Genomic DNA, 17,308 nt, shown 5'->3' with positions numbered 1-17,308 from the left:
TCGTATTCCGACAGGGCTAGCAGCGTAGTGATCGTCCCCGACAAATGCCGATATTTCCGTAAATTAAGATCAGCTGGGACGCGGTTCACCTCCGGCCGGGCCGCAGCACGGACGACCGATCTGCCCGCCCGTGCCCAAAGGATGAAGTTTCTTCTATCTGGTAACCGGAATTGTTTTCCTGAGGAATTCTCCTGTCCACCCGAATCGCAGCCGCCCTCTCGACGTGTGCGTACAAGCATGTACACTCCAATCCGGAAGCACACAGTCGCTCTATGTGACGCATGCATGACATCTGGTGCCAAAGGGCGGGTCCGCGCTACCGACGGGATGATCCCGGCCCTGAGAGAGCGCGGAGCCGGATATGGATCCACTACACCTGACCACCAGCCGCCGCGACGGGACGCTCACCGTGAGCGTGGCCGGCGAGCTCGACATCGCCACCACCGAGCAGTTCCGCAGCCACCTGCTCGCGCTGCTGCAGGAGGCGGGCCGCTCGCGCGGCACCGACACGGAGCTGGTCATCGAGGTGAGTCGGCTGTCCTTCATCGACGCGGCCGGGCTCGGCATCCTCGTCTCCGTCCAGAACCAGGCCGTCAACCAGCGCACCCGGCTGCACATCAAGGGTGTGCCGCCGAGCATGCGCCGCCTGCTCCGCATCACCGGCCTGGACCGGCACCTCATCTGACCCCGGCGATCGCACGCCTGTAGGTTGTCACGCGTGCCTACCATTCGGGTTCCCGATCAGATACCTCTCAAGCTGGAGGACGGGTTCGAACGGATCAGACGGGAGCTGAAGCTGCCCGGCGGCTTCCCCCGCGCCGTGCTCGACGAGGCCGCGTGGGTGGCCAAGGTGCCACGGCTGGACGCCAGGGACATGACGGACGTCCCGTTCGTGACCATCGACCCGCCCGGCTCGATGGACCTCGACCAGGCCGTGCACCTGGAGCGGCTGCGTGCCGGCTACCGCGTCTGGTACGCCATCGCCGACGTCGGCGCGTTCCTCCGCCCGGGCGGCGTGCTCGACGCCGAGGCCCGCACCCGGGGCGAGACCGTCTACCTGCCTGCGGGCAAGGTGCCGCTGCACCCGCCGGTGCTGTCGGAGGACGCGGCCAGCCTGCTGCCCGGCGCGCTGCGGCCCGCCGTGGTGTGGCGGATCGACCTCGACTCCGACGGCCGCACCGTGGGCGCCGACGTCCAGCGCGCCCTCGTACGCAGCCGCGAGCGCTACGACTACGACTACGTGCAGGCGGTCCACGACACCGGCACCGCCGACGGCGTGCTGGAGCTGCTGGCCGAGATCGGCGAGCTCAGGCTGGCGCTGGAGCGCGAGCGCGGCGGCGTCACGCTGCCCACGCCCGACCAGGAGGTGGTGCGCGACGACGGCGGCTACCGGCTGGAGTTCCGGCTGCCGCTGCCCGCCGAGGCGTGGAACGCGCAGATCTCGCTGCTGACCGGCATGGCGGCGGCCACGATGATGCTCGACGCCGAGATCGGCGTGCTGCGCGTGCTGCCGCGTCCGCGGCCGGGCGACCTGGCCAAGGTGCGCAGGGTGGCGCAGGCCCTCGACGTGCCGTGGCCGGAGGGCGCCGGGTACGGCGCCGTCGTGCACGGCCTGGACCCGAAGGCGGGGCGGCAGGCGGCGTTCCTGCACGAGTCGAAGGTGCTGCTGCGCGGCGCCGCCTACGTGGCCTTCGACGGCGCCCCGCCCCGGCTGGCCGAGCACTCGGCGGTCGCGGCCCCGTACGCGCACGTCACGGCCCCGCTGCGGCGCCTGGTCGACCGGTACGCGACCGAGGTGTGCCTGGCGGTCGCGGCGGGCGAGCCGGTCCCGGCCTCCGTGCGGGCCGCGCTCCCGCTCCTGCCGGACCTCATGGCGGCCTTCGGGCGGCGCGCGGGGGCGGTGGAGCGGGCGTGCGTGGACCTGGTGGAGGCGTTCCTGCTGCGCGATCGGATCGGGCAGGCGTTCGGGGCGATGGTGATCGACGTGGACGAGCGGCGTGGGGGCGGGCAGGTGCAGCTCGTGGACCCGGCGGTGATCGCCCGCTGCGACGGCGCCCTCCCGCTCGGCGAGCAGGTCACGGTACGGCTCACCCAGGCCGACCCGGCCACCCGCGAGGTCCGCTTCACCCTCGCCACCTGACCGGGTCCCGGCCCGCTGTCAGAACGTCGGCGGCGGTGCGGAGGACTTCGCGCGCATGCCCTCGCAGATGACCTCCGCCATCCGCACCGCCCCGCCCCTGGCCCGGGCGCGGCGCTCGGCGGCCAGGCAGCCGCGCAGCAGATCGTGGACGTCGCGCGCCTCCAGATCGCCGCGCACCGCCCCGACCCGCTGCGCCCTGGTCAGCAGCCTGGCCAGCGCCGCGGCGAAGTCGTCGGCCAGCGTGGAGCCCGGCCGCAGCGCCATCCCCGAGCCGCTCTCCAGCATGTCGCACAGCGCCTGGTTGGCGGCGGCCTGCTCGACCACCGTCGTGAACCAGCCGAAGAACGCCCGGCCCGCGTCCTCGGCGGTGGCCAGCGCCCTGGCGTCGGCCACGAACCGCTCGACCCGCCCCAGCAGCACCGCCTCGACCAGCGCCTCCTTGGTGGGGAAATGCCGGTAGACGGTGCCGACCCCGAACCCGGCCCGCCTGGCGATCTCGTCGAAGGAGATGGTCAGCCCGTCACTGGCCAGGGCCTCCTGCGCGATCTGCAGGACCCGCTCGCGGTTACGGCGGGCATCGGCGCGCAGCGGCCTGGCGGCGCTGTGATCGTCGCCCATGACCTCGACCTGCCTTCACGACAAACGGAGAGAGCTCTCCGATTCTATCGAGGCCTCTCCCCTCCGTACCAGCCCGCCACCCCTCCGTACCAGGCCGCCGCCCTTCCAGGCCGGCCCGACGCCCCGTCCGCACCAGCCCAACGCCCCTCCGTACCAGCCCAACGGAACGGCGCCCGTCCCACCGCGGTGGGACGGGCGCCGCAATCGACGGGACGACGCCGTCACGACGGCCCGGGCGCCGCCGACGCCTCCTCGCACTCGGCCGCGCCGGCGCCCGGCGCCGGCGAGCGGTAGGGCGCCGGCGAGCGGGGCCCCCTGGGCGGCATGCCGACGCGCTTGAGCCGGATCCGCTCCTCCCGCGGCACCGGCGCCAGCGCCACCACGCGCGCCCTGTCCGGCAGGTGCCGCAGGTCGTGCGTGATGAGCAGTGTCGTACGCCCGGCCATGAGCCGCTGCAGCGGCCGCATCACCTGGGCGGCCGTGGCGTCGTCGAGCCCGCTGGTGGGCTCGTCGAGCACCAGCACCGGCGTGTCGCGCAGGATGGCCCTGGCGATCGCGATCCGCTGCCGCTGCCCGCCGGACAGCAGGCGGCCCCGCTGCCCGACCGGCGTGTCGTAGCCCTGGGGCAGCACCTTGACGAAGTCGTGCACCCCGGCCGCCTCCGCCGCCCTGATCACCTCGTCGAGCGAGGCGCCGGGACGGCCGTAGGCGATGTTCTCGCGTACGGAGCCGGAGAACAGCAGCGTCTCCTGGTGCAGGATCGTCACGTTGTCGCGCAGCGACTCCCGCGTCAGGCACCGGATGTCGGCGCCGTCCAGCAGGACGCGGCCCTCGTCCGGGTCGTAGAAGCGCAGCAGCAGCTTGGCCACGGTGGACTTGCCCGCCCCGCTGGGCCCGGCCAGGACGACGACGTCGCCGGGCTCGGCGGTGAACGACAGGTCCCGCAGCACCGGCCGCCCTCGCCCCGGGTAGGCGAAGCCGACCCGTTCGAAGGCGATGCGGCCCTGGCTGCGGCCCGCGGGCGCGGCGTCGCGCGCGTCGGTCACGGCCGGTCCGGTCCGCAGGATCTCGATGACCCGGTCGGAGCCGGCCGCCGCCTCCGAGACCGTCATGGCCAGCTCTCCCAGGCTCTGGACGGCCGGGTAGAGCAGGGCCAGGTAGGCCGCGAAGGCGAGCAGCCCGCCGAGCGTCAGCCGGCCGGCCGCGATCTCCCACGCGCCGAACCCGAGGATGACGATCAGGCAGACGGTCTCGATGACCTGGACCACCGGGCTGTAGAGGCCAGCCAGCCAGGCCTGGGCCATGTTGGCGCGCAGCCAGCCGCGGCCCTCGCCGTGCAGCCGGCGGGACTCGGCGTCCTGCCGGTTGTAGGCCTGCACGAGCGGCTGGTTGGCCAGCCCCTCCTCCAGGACGCTGTTCATCGCGCCGTTGCTGGCGCGCTCGAGCGCCGCCGCGGACCTGAACCTGCCCGCGAACACCTTCGAGACCACCAGGAACAGCGGGATCAGCGCCATGGTCAGCAGCGCGAGGTCCCATCGGATGAAGAAGGCCGCCGCCCCGAAGAAGATCACGCCGGCGACCGTGGTGATGAGCTTCACGAGCCCGGACCCGACGAGTTCCTCGATGGCCTCGATGTCGTCCGTCAGGCGGGCCATCAGGTCGCCCAGCCGCCGCTTCTCGGAGAAGTCGGGGGCGAGCGTCTGCACGTGCGCGTACACGCGGTCGCGCAGGGCCAGCAGGAACCGTTCGGCGCCCAGCGCGGTGGCGTAGGCCCCCGCGAAGGACGTCACCCCGGCGAGCGCCGCGAGCCCGAGCCACCAGATCGCGGGCGCCCAGAAGGCCCCCAGGTCCCGAGTCGTCAGCACTTCGTCGGTGATGTGCCCGAACAGGCGGATCGCGGCCACCTCGCAGAGCGCGGCCAGAATGGCGAACACCACCCCGGCCGCGAACAGCTTCCGCAATCCGCGGGTGTCCGGCCAGAATTCGCGAAAGGTGCGGCGAATGGAAATCGCCGGCGCGAGCTCACGGCCGGAGGCGCTCAACGAGAGCCGGCGGCTGAGCCGCCGGCTCTCAACGGGGCGCTCTAGCACCCCCACCACCTGCGACGGTGGCAGCAGTTCCACCTGCGGTAGCAGCGGCGCCTACGACGGCAGCCCCATCCTTGCTGGTATCCGGCCTGAGACAGTTGCGTGTTCGCCATGATTCCTCCCCCGTTGGCTGAACACTGACAAATCGGACGCTAGCACCCGAAATGCGATAAATCAGCAGATATTCGCCGATTTCAAACAGTCTTGACTGGTAAAACCCGGCCGGAAAGGCGCTGTCGGCGGCGACGTAAAGCCGCCCGCCGACAAGTAAAACGGCAACAGGAAGGTCAAACCGGAACAAAAGATGCTCCTGAGAACTGGTTCTCAGGAGCATCCTCGACGAAGCGGATCAGGTGAGCGACGAGTACGCCACCACACCCCGCCGCATCGCGTCCATCGCCTTCACCGCGGTCTGCTTGATCTTGCTGCCGGGCGGCGCCGCGTTCCCGAGCTGGCCGAGCAGGTCCATGAGCTGCTTGATCCACCGGACGAAGTCACCGGCCGCCAGCTCGTTGCCGTTGACGCCCTCCATCAGCACCGCGTCGAGGCTGTGCCCCTTCGTCCACCGGAACGCCGCCCACGCGAACCCCAGATCGGGCTCCCTGATCGTGGACAGCCCGTGGTCGGACTCGATGCCCTCCAGCTCGCCCCACAGCCGGATCATCGCCGACAGCGCGTCCTGGGCCCGCCCCGCGGGGATCTTCGGGCGGCGGGTGTCGTCGGACGCCCGCGACTCGAACACCAGCGCCGACACGCACGCCGCCAGCTCCGCGGGATCGAGCTCCTCCCACAGCCCCATGCGCAGCGACTCCGCGGTCAGCAGGTCCAGCTCCGTGTAGAGGCGGCCCAGCCGCCGCCCCTCGTCGGTGACGGCCTCGCCGTCGAGGTAACCGAGCTGCTCCAGCACCGAGCAGATGCGGTCGAACGTGCGCGAGATGACGTGCGAGCGCCCCTCGACCCTGCGCCGCAGCCCCTCGGTCTCCCGCAGCAGCTTGTAGTACCGCTCGGCCCAGCGGGCGTGATCCTCGCGCTCGTCGCAGCCGTGGCACGGATGCTGACGGATGCGCCGGCGCAGCTCGTTGACCTCGTCGTCCTCCACCGTGTGGTCACGCGCCCTGACCGGCTTGCCCAGATCCCGGTCACCGATCTTGGCCAGCAGCGTGGAGACGAGGTTGGCACGCTCCTTCGGCGAGCGGCCGTTGAAGTTCTTCGGGATGCGCAGCTTCTCCAGCGGCTCCACCGGGACGGGGAAGTCGGCCGGGTCGAGCTTCTTGATCTGCTTGCCGATCGTCAGCACCAGCGGGCTCGGCCCGGTGCCGCGCGGGTTGCGGCCCGGGTCCAGCACGATCGCCAGCCCCGCCCGGCGCCCGCCCGGCACCCGGATGACGTCACCGGGCTGCAGCGCCTCCAGCGACCGCACCGCCGCCGCCCGGCGCGCGGCGCCCCGCTGGCGCGACAGCTCCGCCTCCCGGTCCGACAGCCGCCGCCGCAGCGCGGCATACTCGGGGAAGTCGCCCAGGTGGCACGTCATCGCCTCCTGGTAACCCTCCAGCGCCTCCTCGTGCTTGCGCAGCTGCTTGGCCAGCCCCACGACCGCCCGGTCCGCCTGGAACTGCGCGAACGACTCCTCCAGCAGCGTCCTGGCGCGTTCCCGGCCGAACTGGCCGACCAGGTTGACCGCCATGTTGTACGACGGCTGGAAGCTGGAGCGCAGCGGATACGTACGGGTGCCCGCCAGCCCCGCCACCGACAGCGGATCCATGCCCGGCTGCCACAGCACCACCGCGTGACCCTCGACGTCGATGCCGCGCCGCCCGGCCCGGCCGGTGAGCTGGGTGTACTCCCCCGGCGTGAGATCGGCGTGGGTCTCGCCGTTCCACTTGTCCAGCTTCTCGATCACCACGCTGCGGGCCGGCATGTTGATGCCCAGCGCCAGCGTCTCGGTGGCGAACACCGCCTTGACCAGGCCGCGCGTGAACAGCTCCTCCACGACCTCCTTGAACGCCGGCAGCATGCCCGCGTGATGCGCCGCCAGCCCCCGCTCCAGGCAGTCGCGCCACTCCAGGTAGCCCAGCACCGCCAGGTCCTCGTCGGGCAGGTGCGCCGTGCGCTCGTCCACGAGCTGCCTGATCTCGTGCCGCTCGCGGTCGGTGGTCAGCCGGATGCCCGCGTGCAGGCACTGCTGCACCGCCGCGTCACAGCCCGCCCGCGAGAAGATGAACGTGATCGCCGGCAGCAGCCCCTCGGCGTCCAGCTTCTCGATCACCTGCACCCGGTCCGGCGGGCGCGAGCGCTGCGGCCGGCCGTAACCCCGCCGGCCCCGCCCCGCCGTCAGCCGCTCGGCGTCACGCGTCACCCGCATCAGCGTCGGGTTGATGCGCGGCGTCAGGTCGTCGGTCATGAACAGGTCGTAGACGCGGTTGCCGACCATCATGTGCTGCCACAGCGGCACCGGCCGGTGCTCGTCGACGATCACCGTCGTGTCGCCGCGCACCTCGCCCATCCACTCGCCGAACTCCTCGGCGTTGCTCACCGTCGCCGACAGCGCCACCAGCCGCACCGAGTCGGGAAGGTGGATGATGACCTCTTCCCACACCGCGCCCCTGAACCGGTCGGCCAGGTAGTGCACCTCGTCCATCACGGCGAACCCCAGCCCGGCCAGGGTCGCCGAGCCGGCGTAGAGCATGTTGCGCAGCACCTCGGTCGTCATGACCACGATGGGCGCCTCGCCGTTGACGCTGTTGTCGCCGGTCAGCAGGCCGACCTTGGCGGTGCCGTACCGCTTGACCAGGTCGTTGTACTTCTGGTTGGACAGCGCCTTGATCGGCGTCGTGTAGAAGCACTTGCGGCCCTGCTCCAGGGCGAGGTGGACGGCGAACTCCCCGACGACCGTCTTGCCCGAGCCCGTGGGCGCCGCCACCAGGACCCCGTCGCCGGCCTCCAGGGCCCGGCAGGCGTCCAGCTGGAAGTCGTCCAGCTCGAAGTCGTAGAGACCTCGGAACGATCTCAGAGCGGCCCCGTCGTCCCCGTGCTTGTGACGGAAGGCCGCGTAGCGTTCCGCTGGCGTTGTCATACCCGCCAGCCTACCGAAATCGCCATTCCGGTCCGTCCCGGCTGTCGCGGCCCTCGCCGCCCTGGTGAGCGTCCCGCGCGCACGCGGCGCCGTCCCGGCCAGGCGCCTTTACAAAGTAGATCTCACACGATCACGCGTAGCGCTCCCGGCCGGACCTCGCAGTCCACCGGCACGGCCCCCACCCGTTCGCCGTCGGCGTAGGCGACCAGGTCCTCGGCTTCCACCCGTACGCCGCGCACCCGCCACGTCGACACGGCCGGATGCGTCACGTGCCTGCCCCGGTACACGCCGGGAAACACCCGCAGGAACTCCCCCTTGGACACGGCCCCGATCATCACCACGTCCAGCAGCCCGTCGTCGGGCCTGGCGTCGGGGCAGACCCGCATGCCCGCCCCGTACGAGCGCGTGTTGGCGACCGCCACCAGCATGGCCTCCCGCTCGACCACCTCGTTCCCGTCCAGCGTGAGGCGGAACGGGACCGGCCGGAACGAGCGCAGCTCCCGCGCCGTGGCCACCATGTACCGGGCCATCCCCGGCGGCCAGGTGAGCCGGTTGGCCCGCTCGTTGACGCGGGAGTCGAACCCGCAGCACGCCACCCCGGCGAACAGCTCATCGGCCGTCCCCGCGCGGATGCGGGCGGCGTCGACGCGGCGCGACTTCATGCGCAGCACGGTGGCCGCGGCGGCCACGAGGTCGCGGCGGGGCAGGCCGAGCGCGGCGGCGAAGTCGTTGCCGGTGCCCGCGGGGATGATGCCGAGCGGCACGTCGGTGCCGGCCACCGCCTGCACGGCCAGGTGCACCAGGCCGTCGCCACCGAAGGCCACCAGGGCGTCGGGGCGCTCGGACACGGCGGTGCAGGCACGCTCCAGCGCGTCGGTGGCGTCGTCGCCGACGATCACCGTCAGCTCGGCCCCTCCGGCACGCAGCCGGCGCGCCACGGGCTCGAGCAGGCGCAGCGTACGCCCGCCACGCGCGGCGGGGTTGACGAGCAGGGCGAGTTGCGGGGAGGAGGACACGCCCGGAATGTATCGCCTGGGGCGCGCGACCGGAATGCCCTTAACGCTTGTCCGCTGCGGGCGGCTCCTCGTCGAGAGGCGTGGGGTCGTCGAGGGGCGAGGTGTCCTCGGCCAGCGGCGAGGCCTCGTCGTCGGACAGGTGGGAGAAGTTCTCCGTGTTCGGCAGGCGCCGCTCGCGGAGGTACATGAAGCCCTCGGCCACGAAGTAGAGCACGACCATCGGCATGGCCAGCGCCATCATCGTCAGCGGGTCTCCGCCCGGCGTGATGACCGCGCCGAAGATGAACATGACGAAGATGACGGTGCGGCGGTGCTTCTTGACCGTGGCGTGGGACAGGACGCCGATGATGTTCAGGAACACCAGCAGCAGCGGCAGCTCGAACGAGATGCCGAAGATCACCAGCATGATGAGCACGTAGCTGACGTACTCGTCGATCTGGATGGCCGCGACGGAGTCGGTCGGCGCGAACCCCAGCAGGATCGCCAGGCTGGTGTCCATGATGAAGTACGCCAGCGCGGTGCCGAGCAGGAACAGCGGGACCGCCAGCCCGAGGAAGGCGAAGGAGTACCGCTTCTCGTTGCGGTAGAGCGCGGGCGTGACGAACGCCCAGATCTGGTACAGCCAGACCGGTGAGGACACCACGATGCCGACCAGCGCCGACACCTTCAGCGTCAGGAAGAACGACTGGAAGATGCCGCCGAAGATGAGCGTGCACTCGCCGGGGCGGAGCTGACCGGCCTGCGGAGTCTCACAGAACGGTTCCTTGATGAACGCCCACACCGGATCGAAGACGATGAAGCCCACCACGACGCCTACGAGCACGGCGGCCAGCGCGATGACCAGGCGGTTGCGCAGCTCCCGCAGATGCTCCATCAGCGGCATGCGACCCTCGGGGTCGGGTGCCTGATTGCTCGACCGTTTGAGCAGCGCCATCTAGCAGTCCAGGTGACGAGGAGGGATGGGGATCAGGCGTGCTTGTCGGCCTGCGAGGCGGCGCCGGCGCGCAACCTGGCGGCCTGCTCCTCGAGCTGGCGGGCCTGCTCCTCGGCAGACAGCGCCGGAGCCGGGGCCGGGGCAGGCGCCGGGGCGGCCTGGATCGGCTGCGGCTGCACGGGCTGAGGCTGGGGCTGGGCCTGCATCGGAGCCTGCGCCTGCTGCACGGTGTGCTGGGGCTCGTCGTCGTCATCGCGGAGCTTGGCGGTCTCCGACTTGAAGATCCGCAGCGACCGGCCGATGCCGCGAGCCATGTCAGGCAGCTTCTTGGCACCGAACAGCAGCACGAGCGCCAGGAGGATGATCAGGAGTTCGGGCACTCCGAGGTTCGGCATGAAACGCCCTTTCTAGCGAGTTGCCTGTTTCAGCCACGATCGTACGCTGCCTGGGGCGCGGTCTCACCCCCCTGGCCCGCCAATCTGGCCCGCCTCGGCTCAAGCTGCGCATGCGCCGCGGCGATTTCCCTTCTCAGAGTACGTGCCGCGGCCACGACACGGGCACCCGCGATGCCGAGCACGACCAGCCCGGCCACGCCCAGCCCCACCGACAGGAAGATCCAGGTCATGAGTGGTGAGCGTACAGGGCCAGGGCCCGCTCGGCCTCCTGGCGCACGGTCTCGGCCATGTCGGGCGGCGAGACCACCCGGCCGGTGTCGCCCAGGCGCAGCGCCAGCTTGAGTATCCAGTCCTCGTCGCGCGCCCGCAGCGCCACCCGCAGCCGCCCCTCGCCCAGCTCGGTGACCTGCTCGCACGGGTAGTACTCGGCCACCCACCGCCCGGCCGCGCTCAGCTCCAGCTCGACCAGCTCGTCGGTCGGGGAGGGGCGGAAGACGCCGGCGGTGACGTCGCGCGGCTCGGCCTCGGCGGGCGGGTCGGCGGGCACGTCGAGCACGTCCACGCCGAGCACCCGGTCGAGCCGGAACAGCCGCATCGCCTCGGCCCGGTAGCACCAGCCCTCCAGGTAGGCGCGGCCGTCCACGACCACGAGCCGCATCGGGTCCACCTCGCGCGGCGTCACCTGGTCGCGGCCCTGCACGTAGTAGCGCAGCGACAGCCGCCGGCCCCTGGTCAGGCCCTCGCGCACGCGGGGCAGCGCGTCGGGGGCGGCGTCGACGTCCACGGCGACCTGGGTGCTGACGGTGGCGGCGCCCTCCCCCGCGGCCCGCTCCAGCTTGGCCGTCACGCGCGGCAGCGCGTCGCCGGGCACCTCGGCGAGCTCGGGGGTGGCGGCCAGCATGCGCAGCGCGACCAGCAGCGCGCTGGCCTCGTCGATGCCGAGCCGCAGCGGCCTGGCGATGGTGTCGGCGTTGTCGATGAGGATCTCGCCGCCGTCCCAGGAGACGTCGATGAGGTCGCCGGGGGTGTGCCCGGGCAGCCCGCACATCCAGACGAGCTGCAGGTCGTCGATGAGCTGCTTCTCGCTCAGCCCGAACACCGCGGCCACCTCGCCGACCTGCGCCCCCGGGTGGGACATCAGGTACGGCACCAGCGCCAGCAGCCTCGGCAGCCTGTCAGCCGACCCGCTCATGCCTCCTCCTTCGCCGGCCGCGTGAGCGGGCCGCTGCTGCGTCCGATGGCCGGCTCGCCACGCTCCCTCACGCCATGGCCCCCTTCAACCGCCTGATGACCGCCTCGCGGGCGTCCGGCGGCTGGACCACCTCGACGTCGGCGCCGAGGCTGGCCATCCACCCGGCCAGCCGCTCGGGGTCGGTGAAGGCCAGCTCGGCCTCGTCCCACCCGCCGGTGCCGGGGCGCACGGCCCTGGCGAGCTGCCGCAGCCCCTCGCACGCCCCCTGGCGCACGCGGACGACGGCGATCCGCTCGTCGGTCGTCTCGTCGGGGAAGCCCACCATGGCCCGCAGGTCGACGCCCTCGGGCACCTCGACGGCGCCCGCCTTGCCGACCGTGGCGACCTGCCCGGTGATGCGGCTGAGCCGGAAGGCGCGCGGCGCGTCCCTGTCGCGATCGTACCCCGCCAGGTACCAGCGGCCGCGCCGGCTGACCACGCCCCACGGCTCCACGGTGCGGCTGCGGACGGTCTCGCTGCCGGCACCGCGGTAGTCGAAGCGGACCACGCGCCGGTCGCGCACGGCGTCCCACAGCGCGGGGAAGGCCGGGTCGCGGGTGTCCACCCGCAGCTCCAGCGCTCCCGTGCCGACGGGCTGGTCGGTGGCCACGCCGCCGGCCCGCAGCTTCAGCAGCGCCCCCGAGGCGGCCTCGGCCAGGCTGGCGCGCTGCCACACCTGGGCGGCCAGGCCCAGCACGGCGGCCTCGTCGGGCTCCAGGGTGATCTCGGGCAGCTCGTACGACTCCCGCTCGATCCGGTAGCCCGGCTCGTCCTCCCACGGGTCGCGCACGACGTCGATCGGGATGCCGATCTCGCGCAGCTCGTTCTTGTCCCGCTCGAACATGCGCTGGAACGCCTCGTCGCCATCGCGGTCGTATCCGGGGACGGCCTGGCGGATCTGCTCGGCCGACAGCGGGCGCCGGGTGGCGAGCAGGCAGATCACCAGATTGAGCAACCGTTCTGTCTTCCGGCGCGACATCTGCCTCACTCCTCCTTCATCGACGCTACCCTGCCCCCGTGATCAGATGGCGCAAGGGCGAGGTCGTACGGATCCGACGCGAGTGGCCGGGAGCGGTGGAGCTGGACGTCACCGTCCCCGAGGGGGAGTGCCGGGCGCTGGCGTATCCACCGTTGGTGGGGCGCCCGGAACCCGGCGATGAGGTGCTGCTCAACACGACCGCGCTCGCGATGGGTCTCGGTACGGGAGGTTACGCCATGGTGGTGGCCGTCCCGAACCGTTTGCCGGAAGATCCCGAGGGACCGGGCCACCTGGTGAAGGCCAGGTACACGCCGCTGCAGGCCACGGTGCAGGGCGCCGACGAGCAGGATTCCCCGTTCCACGAGCGATTGCGCGAGTCCGACTCGCTCGACGGCATGCCGGTGATCGTGGCCGATCTGCACTCGGCGCTGGCGCCGATCCTGTGCGGCCTGTACGCCGCCAGGCAGGGCGTCCGGGTGGCGTACGTGATGCAGGACGGCGGCGCGCTGCCCGTCTGGTTCTCGATGGCGGCGGCGCAACTGCGGGAGGCCGGCTGGCTGGCGGGCGTGGTGACGGTGGGCCAGTCGTTCGGCGGTGACCTGGAGGCGGTCACCGTGCACACGGGCCTGCTGGCGGCCAGGCACGTGCTGGAGGCCGAGGTGGCGATCGTCACGCAGGGCCCGGGGAACCTGGGCACGGGCACCCGGTGGGGCTTCTCAGGGGTGTCGGCGGGCGAGGCGGTCAACGCGGCGGGCGTGCTGCGGGGGCTGCCGGTGGCGGCGCTGCGGGTCAGCGAGGGCGACCGGCGCGAGCGCCACTACGGCGTCTCGCACCACTCGCTGACCGCCTACGGCCGGGTCGCGCTGTCGCCCGCGCGGGTGCCGGTGCCTGAGCTGCCGGGCGAGTTCGGGGTGCGGGTCAGGGACCAGGCCGAGCTGCTGGCCGTACGGCACCGGCTGGTCCCCGTCCCCGTGGACGGCCTGCGCGAGGCGCTGGAGGCCTCGCCTGTGCGGCTGTCGACGATGGGCCGGGGCCTGGAGGAGGACCTGGCCTACTTCCTGGCCTCGGCGGCGGCGGGCAGGCTGACGGCCTCGCTGCTGTCGTAGGAGTCCTTGAACGTGAACGCCTCGGGGCTGGGCCCCTCGCACCTGAGGCGTTCCAGCCGCCGCATCCCCTCCGCCAGGGTGGGGATCTGCCCTGCGGGCACCCACCACAGCACCATGTACGGCTCCATCATGCGCAGGAACCACTCCCTGCGCCGCCGCAGCACGGCCAGGTGCTCGCTGCGGTAGGCGTAGTTCCACAGGGTCTCCAGCGACTCCCACACCGAGAAGTTCATCAGCAGGTGGTCGCCGTAGTCGTGCACGACGGTGGCGGTGGGGTCGGTCTCGCTCTCCTTGAGCCGCCACACGAACCCCGGTGCCGTGTCGGCGACGGCGTTGATGGGCTCCAGCAGGGCGACGAACTCGGCGAGCTCGGCACTGTCGATGGGCGCGCGCAGGTGGGCGATGTTGAGCTCGGCGAGATGCATGGGTGGCGGGTTCATGGGAGCCAGCACACCATCACTCGCTTTCTATGTCAATATTCGTTTGCTTTAGAGAGGGTTCAAGGGAGACGCAGCACTCCCCCGGCCGCGGATCCAGCGCCGCCCGCCCGGGATCGTCGCCGAGCCCCTCCAGCAGCCCCTGGCACAGGGCCAGGTTCATGGAGCACACCAGCAGCGGCTGCTCCTCGGCCAGCGCGTGGAACGGGCAGTTGCGCAGCCGCACCTTCCCGCCCTCGGCGTACGGCTCGTAGCCGCGCTCGCCCAGCACCCGCTCGACCGGCTCGCCCCGGCGGCCCCTGGCGATCCTGGCGCCCGCGCCGCGCGCCACCTCCTCGGCCCGCTCCTCGGCGCCGAGCACCTCCACCACGTCGGCCAGCACCGAGGCGAGCGCGGCGTAGTCGCGCGGCGGCAGGCTCACCGACCGCTCGCCCCTGGCCCGGCGGTAGACCTTCGCCGGCCGGCCGCTGCCCGGCCCCTTCTTCTCCTGCCGGCGGAACCCGCTCTCCAGCAGCCCCGCCTCCACCAGCTTGTCGAGGTGGTGCCCGGCCAGCGTCCTGGACACGCCCGCCGCCTCGGCGGCCTCCCCCCGGCCGACGTCGCCGCCCCGGGAGGCGACGACGTCGTACAGGCTGCGGCGGACGGGGTCGTGCAACAGGGCCAGCGCCTCGAGGTCGTCGCTACTCACAGCGGGAGTCTACGAAAGCTTCGGCTCCACGCGTGCGGGCGCGGCCCGCCTCCGCCGCCCCGGGCCGTCCTGCCTCAGTAGGCGGCGATGAGGTCCACCACGAAGACGAGCGTGTCCGAGCCCTTGATCCCGTACGCCGGGTTGCCGGCGCGGCCGTACCCGTCGGCGGGCGGGACGATCATCAGCACGCGGCTGCCGGCGGGCACGCCTGCCAGCGCCTTGTCCCAGGCCCTGATCACGCTGCCGTCGCCCAGCTTGAACGCCTTCGGCCCGCCGCTCGCCCAGGTCGCCTCGAAGACCCGGCGGCGGCTCCAGACGGCGGCCTCGTACTGGACGACCACGAGCCGCCCCGGCCGCGCCGCGGGCCCCTCTCCCCTGGCCAGCACCTTGGCCGCGAACCTGGCCGGCGGCGGGCCGGCGGGCACGGCCAGCGCCGGCCTGGCGCCGCCGCCCACCCTCACCCCGGCCAGCGTGCCGCCCTGCGACTCGACCGAGGCGCCCCTGGGGTGCGCGCCGAGGATGTCGACGACGTAGAACAGCTCCTCGCCGGCGGCCACGCCCTGCGGCGGGTTCGCGCCGAACCCGTCCTGCGGCGGGATCGCGGCGATCACGCGGCTGCCCACCCTGCGGCCCTTCAGCGCCCGCTCCAGGCCGGGCAGCAGCTCCCCGACGGGGAACGCCGCCGGGGTGCCCCGGTTGAAGCTGGAGTCCACCAGGCGGTTGCCCCGGCCGTCCCACACGTGCGCGGTGTACTGGACGATCGCCACGTCGTCCGCGCCGAGCCGCTCGCCCTTGCCCGTGGCCAGCTCGTCCACCTGCAGCCCGGCCGCCGGCCTGCCGTCGGGGAAGTCGATCGTCGGGCGGGCGCCGAACGCGCCGCCCACCCTCAGGTCCAGCTCCCCGGCCGCCTCGCCCGTGCATCCGGCCAGCAGCAGGGGCGCCAGCAGCAGTGACGCGGCGGCACGGCGCATCGGTCCTCCCAGCACGCAACGGCCCGGCGGATCGCCCGCGAGGGGGCGCGCCGCCGGGCTCGCGATGCTACCGCGACAGGAGGCCGCCCGTCAGCATGCCGGTGCCGGCCGGCTGACGGGCGGTTCGCGGGCCGCCCCCGGCTTGCCGGCGGGCGGCCCGTGGTCGCGTCAGTAGGCGCCCAGGACGTCCACCACGAACACCAGCGTGCTGTTGGCGGGAATGCCCTGCTGCGCCTGGCTGCCGTACCCGAGGTCCGGCGGGATGCTCATCACGACGCGGCTGCCGACCGGCACCCCGGCCAGGCCCTTCTGCCAGCCCTGGATGACCTGCGCGAGCGGGAACTCGGCCGCCTGGCCCCGCTCCCAGCTCGAGTCGAACTGCTGGTCACTGCCCCAGATCTTGCCGGTGTAGTGCACCACGAGCGTCTGGTTGGCCTGCGCCTTCGCGCCGGTGCCCTGGATGATCGTCTTGACGACGAGGTCCTTGGGCGCCTTCTCGTCCGTCTTCGTGGTCAGCGTGGGCGCCTTCTCGCCGCCGGGGTTGTCCACCTTGACGCCCTTGATCGACTCGCCGGTCTCCTTGCCGGTGGCGGCCTTCAGCGCCGCCGGCTGGGTGCCGACCACGTCGAACACGAACACCTTGGTCGGCTCGGCCGGCGTCGTCGCCTGCTGCTGGACGGCGGAGTCGTTGGCCAGCACGGCCAGCAGCCGGCCGCCGTGCTTGACCTTGGTGAAGCCCTCCTGCAGCACCTGCGGCAGCTGCTCGTTGACCGCGATCGTCTCCGGCGCCTTGGTGTCGTAGGAGGAGCCCGCGACGGCGTTGCCCTTGCCGTCCCAGTTGTAGACGGTCAGGTTGACGATCACGCGGTCGCCGGCCTTGACGCCGGCGCCGGTGCCCGGCTGGATCACCTCGTAGGACGACTTCGTGGCGGGCGTGCCGGAGGGGAAGGTCACCGTGGGCTTGGCGCCCACGTTCCCGGCGACCTTGACCCCCGACGGCGCGCCGGCGGCGGTGCTCGCGGTGGCGCTCGCGGTGGCGCTCGTCGTGGCGCCCGGGGTGGCGCCGTTGTCGGAGCCGCACGCTGCGGCGAACAAGGTCAATGGCACGGCGGCCAGTACGGCCAGAGCGCGGCGCATGGATTTCCCTCGGAAAGACGTCAGATTCGCGCCACACTACCCGACATGCCGGTAGGGCCGAGGTAAACGGAGCCCCACGTTCCGCGCTACCCCGCCCCGGCCGGACCCGGCGGCGACCCGCGGCCCGGCCGCCACCCGGCCGCGCGCCCGCCGCCGTCCCCTCTCACATGCCGGCGATCAGCTTGTCCACCCGCTCGTCCACGCTGCGGAACGGGTCCTTGCACAGCACCGTGCGCTGCGCCTGGTCGTTCAGCTTCAGGTGCACCCAGTCGACGGTGAAGTCGCGCCGCTTCTCCTGCGCCTTGCGGATGAACTCGCCGCGCAGCCGCGCCCTGGTCGTCTGCGGCGGCACCGACTTGGCCTCGAAGATCTTCAGGTCGGAGGCCACCCGCTCCACCGAACCGCGCTTCTGCAGCAGGTAGTACAGGCCGCGCCTGCGGTGCACGTCGTGGTAGGCCAGGTCGAGCTGCGCCACCCGCGGCGACGACAGGGGCAG

Annotated in this window: 17 protein-coding genes; 3 read left to right on the top strand and 14 right to left on the bottom strand. The window is 72.4% G+C overall.

What is annotated here, in order from left to right; all coding sequences use genetic code 11:
• The first annotated feature begins 361 nt into the window (after positions 1-361).
• Both AB0I79_RS46605 and AB0I79_RS46600 read left to right on the top strand, forming a co-directional pair.
• Entirely contained in the window at positions 362-685 is a 324-nt protein-coding gene (locus AB0I79_RS46605; protein ID WP_357887856.1) for an STAS domain-containing protein, read from the top strand.
• A gap of 33 nt (positions 686-718) precedes the next feature.
• Positions 719-2,140, top strand: coding sequence for an RNB domain-containing ribonuclease (locus tag AB0I79_RS46600; RefSeq protein WP_357887853.1), 1,422 nt, complete (start codon positions 719-721; stop codon positions 2,138-2,140).
• A gap of 18 nt (positions 2,141-2,158) precedes the next feature.
• Here AB0I79_RS46600 and AB0I79_RS46595 read toward each other — a convergent pair whose 3' ends face one another.
• From AB0I79_RS46595 to AB0I79_RS46555, 9 genes are all read right to left on the bottom strand, one after another.
• Complete coding sequence (locus AB0I79_RS46595; RefSeq protein ID WP_357887850.1) at positions 2,159-2,758, bottom strand: helix-turn-helix domain-containing protein; 600 nt, start codon at positions 2,756-2,758, stop codon at positions 2,159-2,161.
• Between the two features lie 221 nt (positions 2,759-2,979).
• Positions 2,980-4,719: an ABC transporter ATP-binding protein gene (locus AB0I79_RS46590; protein ID WP_357887847.1), complete on the bottom strand. Its 1,740-nt coding sequence runs from the start codon at positions 4,717-4,719 to the stop codon at positions 2,980-2,982.
• 475 nt (positions 4,720-5,194) lie between these two features.
• A complete protein-coding gene (locus tag AB0I79_RS46585) occupies positions 5,195-7,918 on the bottom strand; it encodes a DEAD/DEAH box helicase (RefSeq protein ID WP_357887844.1) in 2,724 nt (907 codons plus the stop codon).
• A 122-nt stretch (positions 7,919-8,040) separates the two neighbouring features.
• The gene (locus AB0I79_RS46580; protein ID WP_357887841.1) at positions 8,041-8,934 is read right to left on the bottom strand and encodes a YegS/Rv2252/BmrU family lipid kinase; all 894 of its coding nucleotides are present in this window, start codon (positions 8,932-8,934) and stop codon (positions 8,041-8,043) included.
• Between the two features lie 40 nt (positions 8,935-8,974).
• Positions 8,975-9,868 (bottom strand): twin-arginine translocase subunit TatC, encoded by an 894-nt coding sequence (gene tatC / locus AB0I79_RS46575; protein WP_357887838.1) that lies wholly within the window; start codon positions 9,866-9,868, stop codon positions 8,975-8,977.
• A 32-nt stretch (positions 9,869-9,900) separates the two neighbouring features.
• Positions 9,901-10,263 (bottom strand): Sec-independent protein translocase subunit TatA, encoded by a 363-nt coding sequence (gene tatA / locus AB0I79_RS46570; protein WP_357887835.1) that lies wholly within the window; start codon positions 10,261-10,263, stop codon positions 9,901-9,903.
• Positions 10,264-10,292: 29 nt separating this feature from the next.
• Entirely contained in the window at positions 10,293-10,493 is a 201-nt protein-coding gene (locus AB0I79_RS46565) for a hypothetical protein (RefSeq protein ID WP_357887832.1), read from the bottom strand.
• On the bottom strand, positions 10,490-11,455 hold the full coding sequence (locus tag AB0I79_RS46560) for a WYL domain-containing protein (protein ID WP_357887829.1): 966 nt from the start codon (positions 11,453-11,455) through the stop codon (positions 10,490-10,492). The genes AB0I79_RS46565 and AB0I79_RS46560 overlap by 4 nt, the downstream gene beginning before the upstream one ends.
• A 67-nt stretch (positions 11,456-11,522) precedes the next feature.
• Positions 11,523-12,473: a WYL domain-containing protein gene (locus tag AB0I79_RS46555; protein ID WP_357887826.1), complete on the bottom strand. Its 951-nt coding sequence runs from the start codon at positions 12,471-12,473 to the stop codon at positions 11,523-11,525.
• A gap of 38 nt (positions 12,474-12,511) precedes the next feature.
• Here AB0I79_RS46555 and AB0I79_RS46550 point away from each other — a divergent pair, with 38 nt between their 5' ends.
• On the top strand, positions 12,512-13,579 hold the full coding sequence (locus AB0I79_RS46550) for a DUF3866 family protein (protein ID WP_357887823.1): 1,068 nt from the start codon (positions 12,512-12,514) through the stop codon (positions 13,577-13,579).
• Here AB0I79_RS46550 and AB0I79_RS46545 read toward each other — a convergent pair.
• The 5 genes from AB0I79_RS46545 to AB0I79_RS46525 form a co-directional block, all read right to left on the bottom strand.
• Positions 13,525-14,019 (bottom strand): DUF3291 domain-containing protein, encoded by a 495-nt coding sequence (locus AB0I79_RS46545; protein ID WP_357887820.1) that lies wholly within the window; start codon positions 14,017-14,019, stop codon positions 13,525-13,527. The two genes, AB0I79_RS46550 and AB0I79_RS46545, sit on opposite strands and share 55 nt — an antisense overlap.
• 16 nt (positions 14,020-14,035) lie before the next feature.
• Positions 14,036-14,704, bottom strand: a complete 669-nt coding sequence (locus tag AB0I79_RS46540) for a helix-turn-helix domain-containing protein (RefSeq protein ID WP_357887817.1) — start codon at positions 14,702-14,704, stop codon at positions 14,036-14,038.
• Positions 14,705-14,778: 74 nt separating this feature from the next.
• Positions 14,779-15,675: an FKBP-type peptidyl-prolyl cis-trans isomerase gene (locus AB0I79_RS46535; RefSeq protein ID WP_357887814.1), complete on the bottom strand. Its 897-nt coding sequence runs from the start codon at positions 15,673-15,675 to the stop codon at positions 14,779-14,781.
• Between the two features lie 168 nt (positions 15,676-15,843).
• On the bottom strand, positions 15,844-16,812 hold the full coding sequence (locus AB0I79_RS46530; RefSeq protein WP_357887811.1) for an FKBP-type peptidyl-prolyl cis-trans isomerase: 969 nt from the start codon (positions 16,810-16,812) through the stop codon (positions 15,844-15,846).
• 163 nt (positions 16,813-16,975) lie between these two features.
• A partial coding sequence (locus AB0I79_RS46525; RefSeq protein WP_357887808.1) for a proteasome accessory factor PafA2 family protein occupies positions 16,976-17,308 on the bottom strand: 333 nt, incomplete at its 5' end.

This window comes from Nonomuraea sp. NPDC050202 (genome assembly GCF_040656115.1).
Lineage (GTDB): Bacteria > Actinomycetota > Actinomycetes > Streptosporangiales > Streptosporangiaceae > Nonomuraea.
The sequence above is the reverse complement of the archived record's forward strand: the minus strand, read 5'-3'. Positions and strand labels throughout refer to the sequence as shown.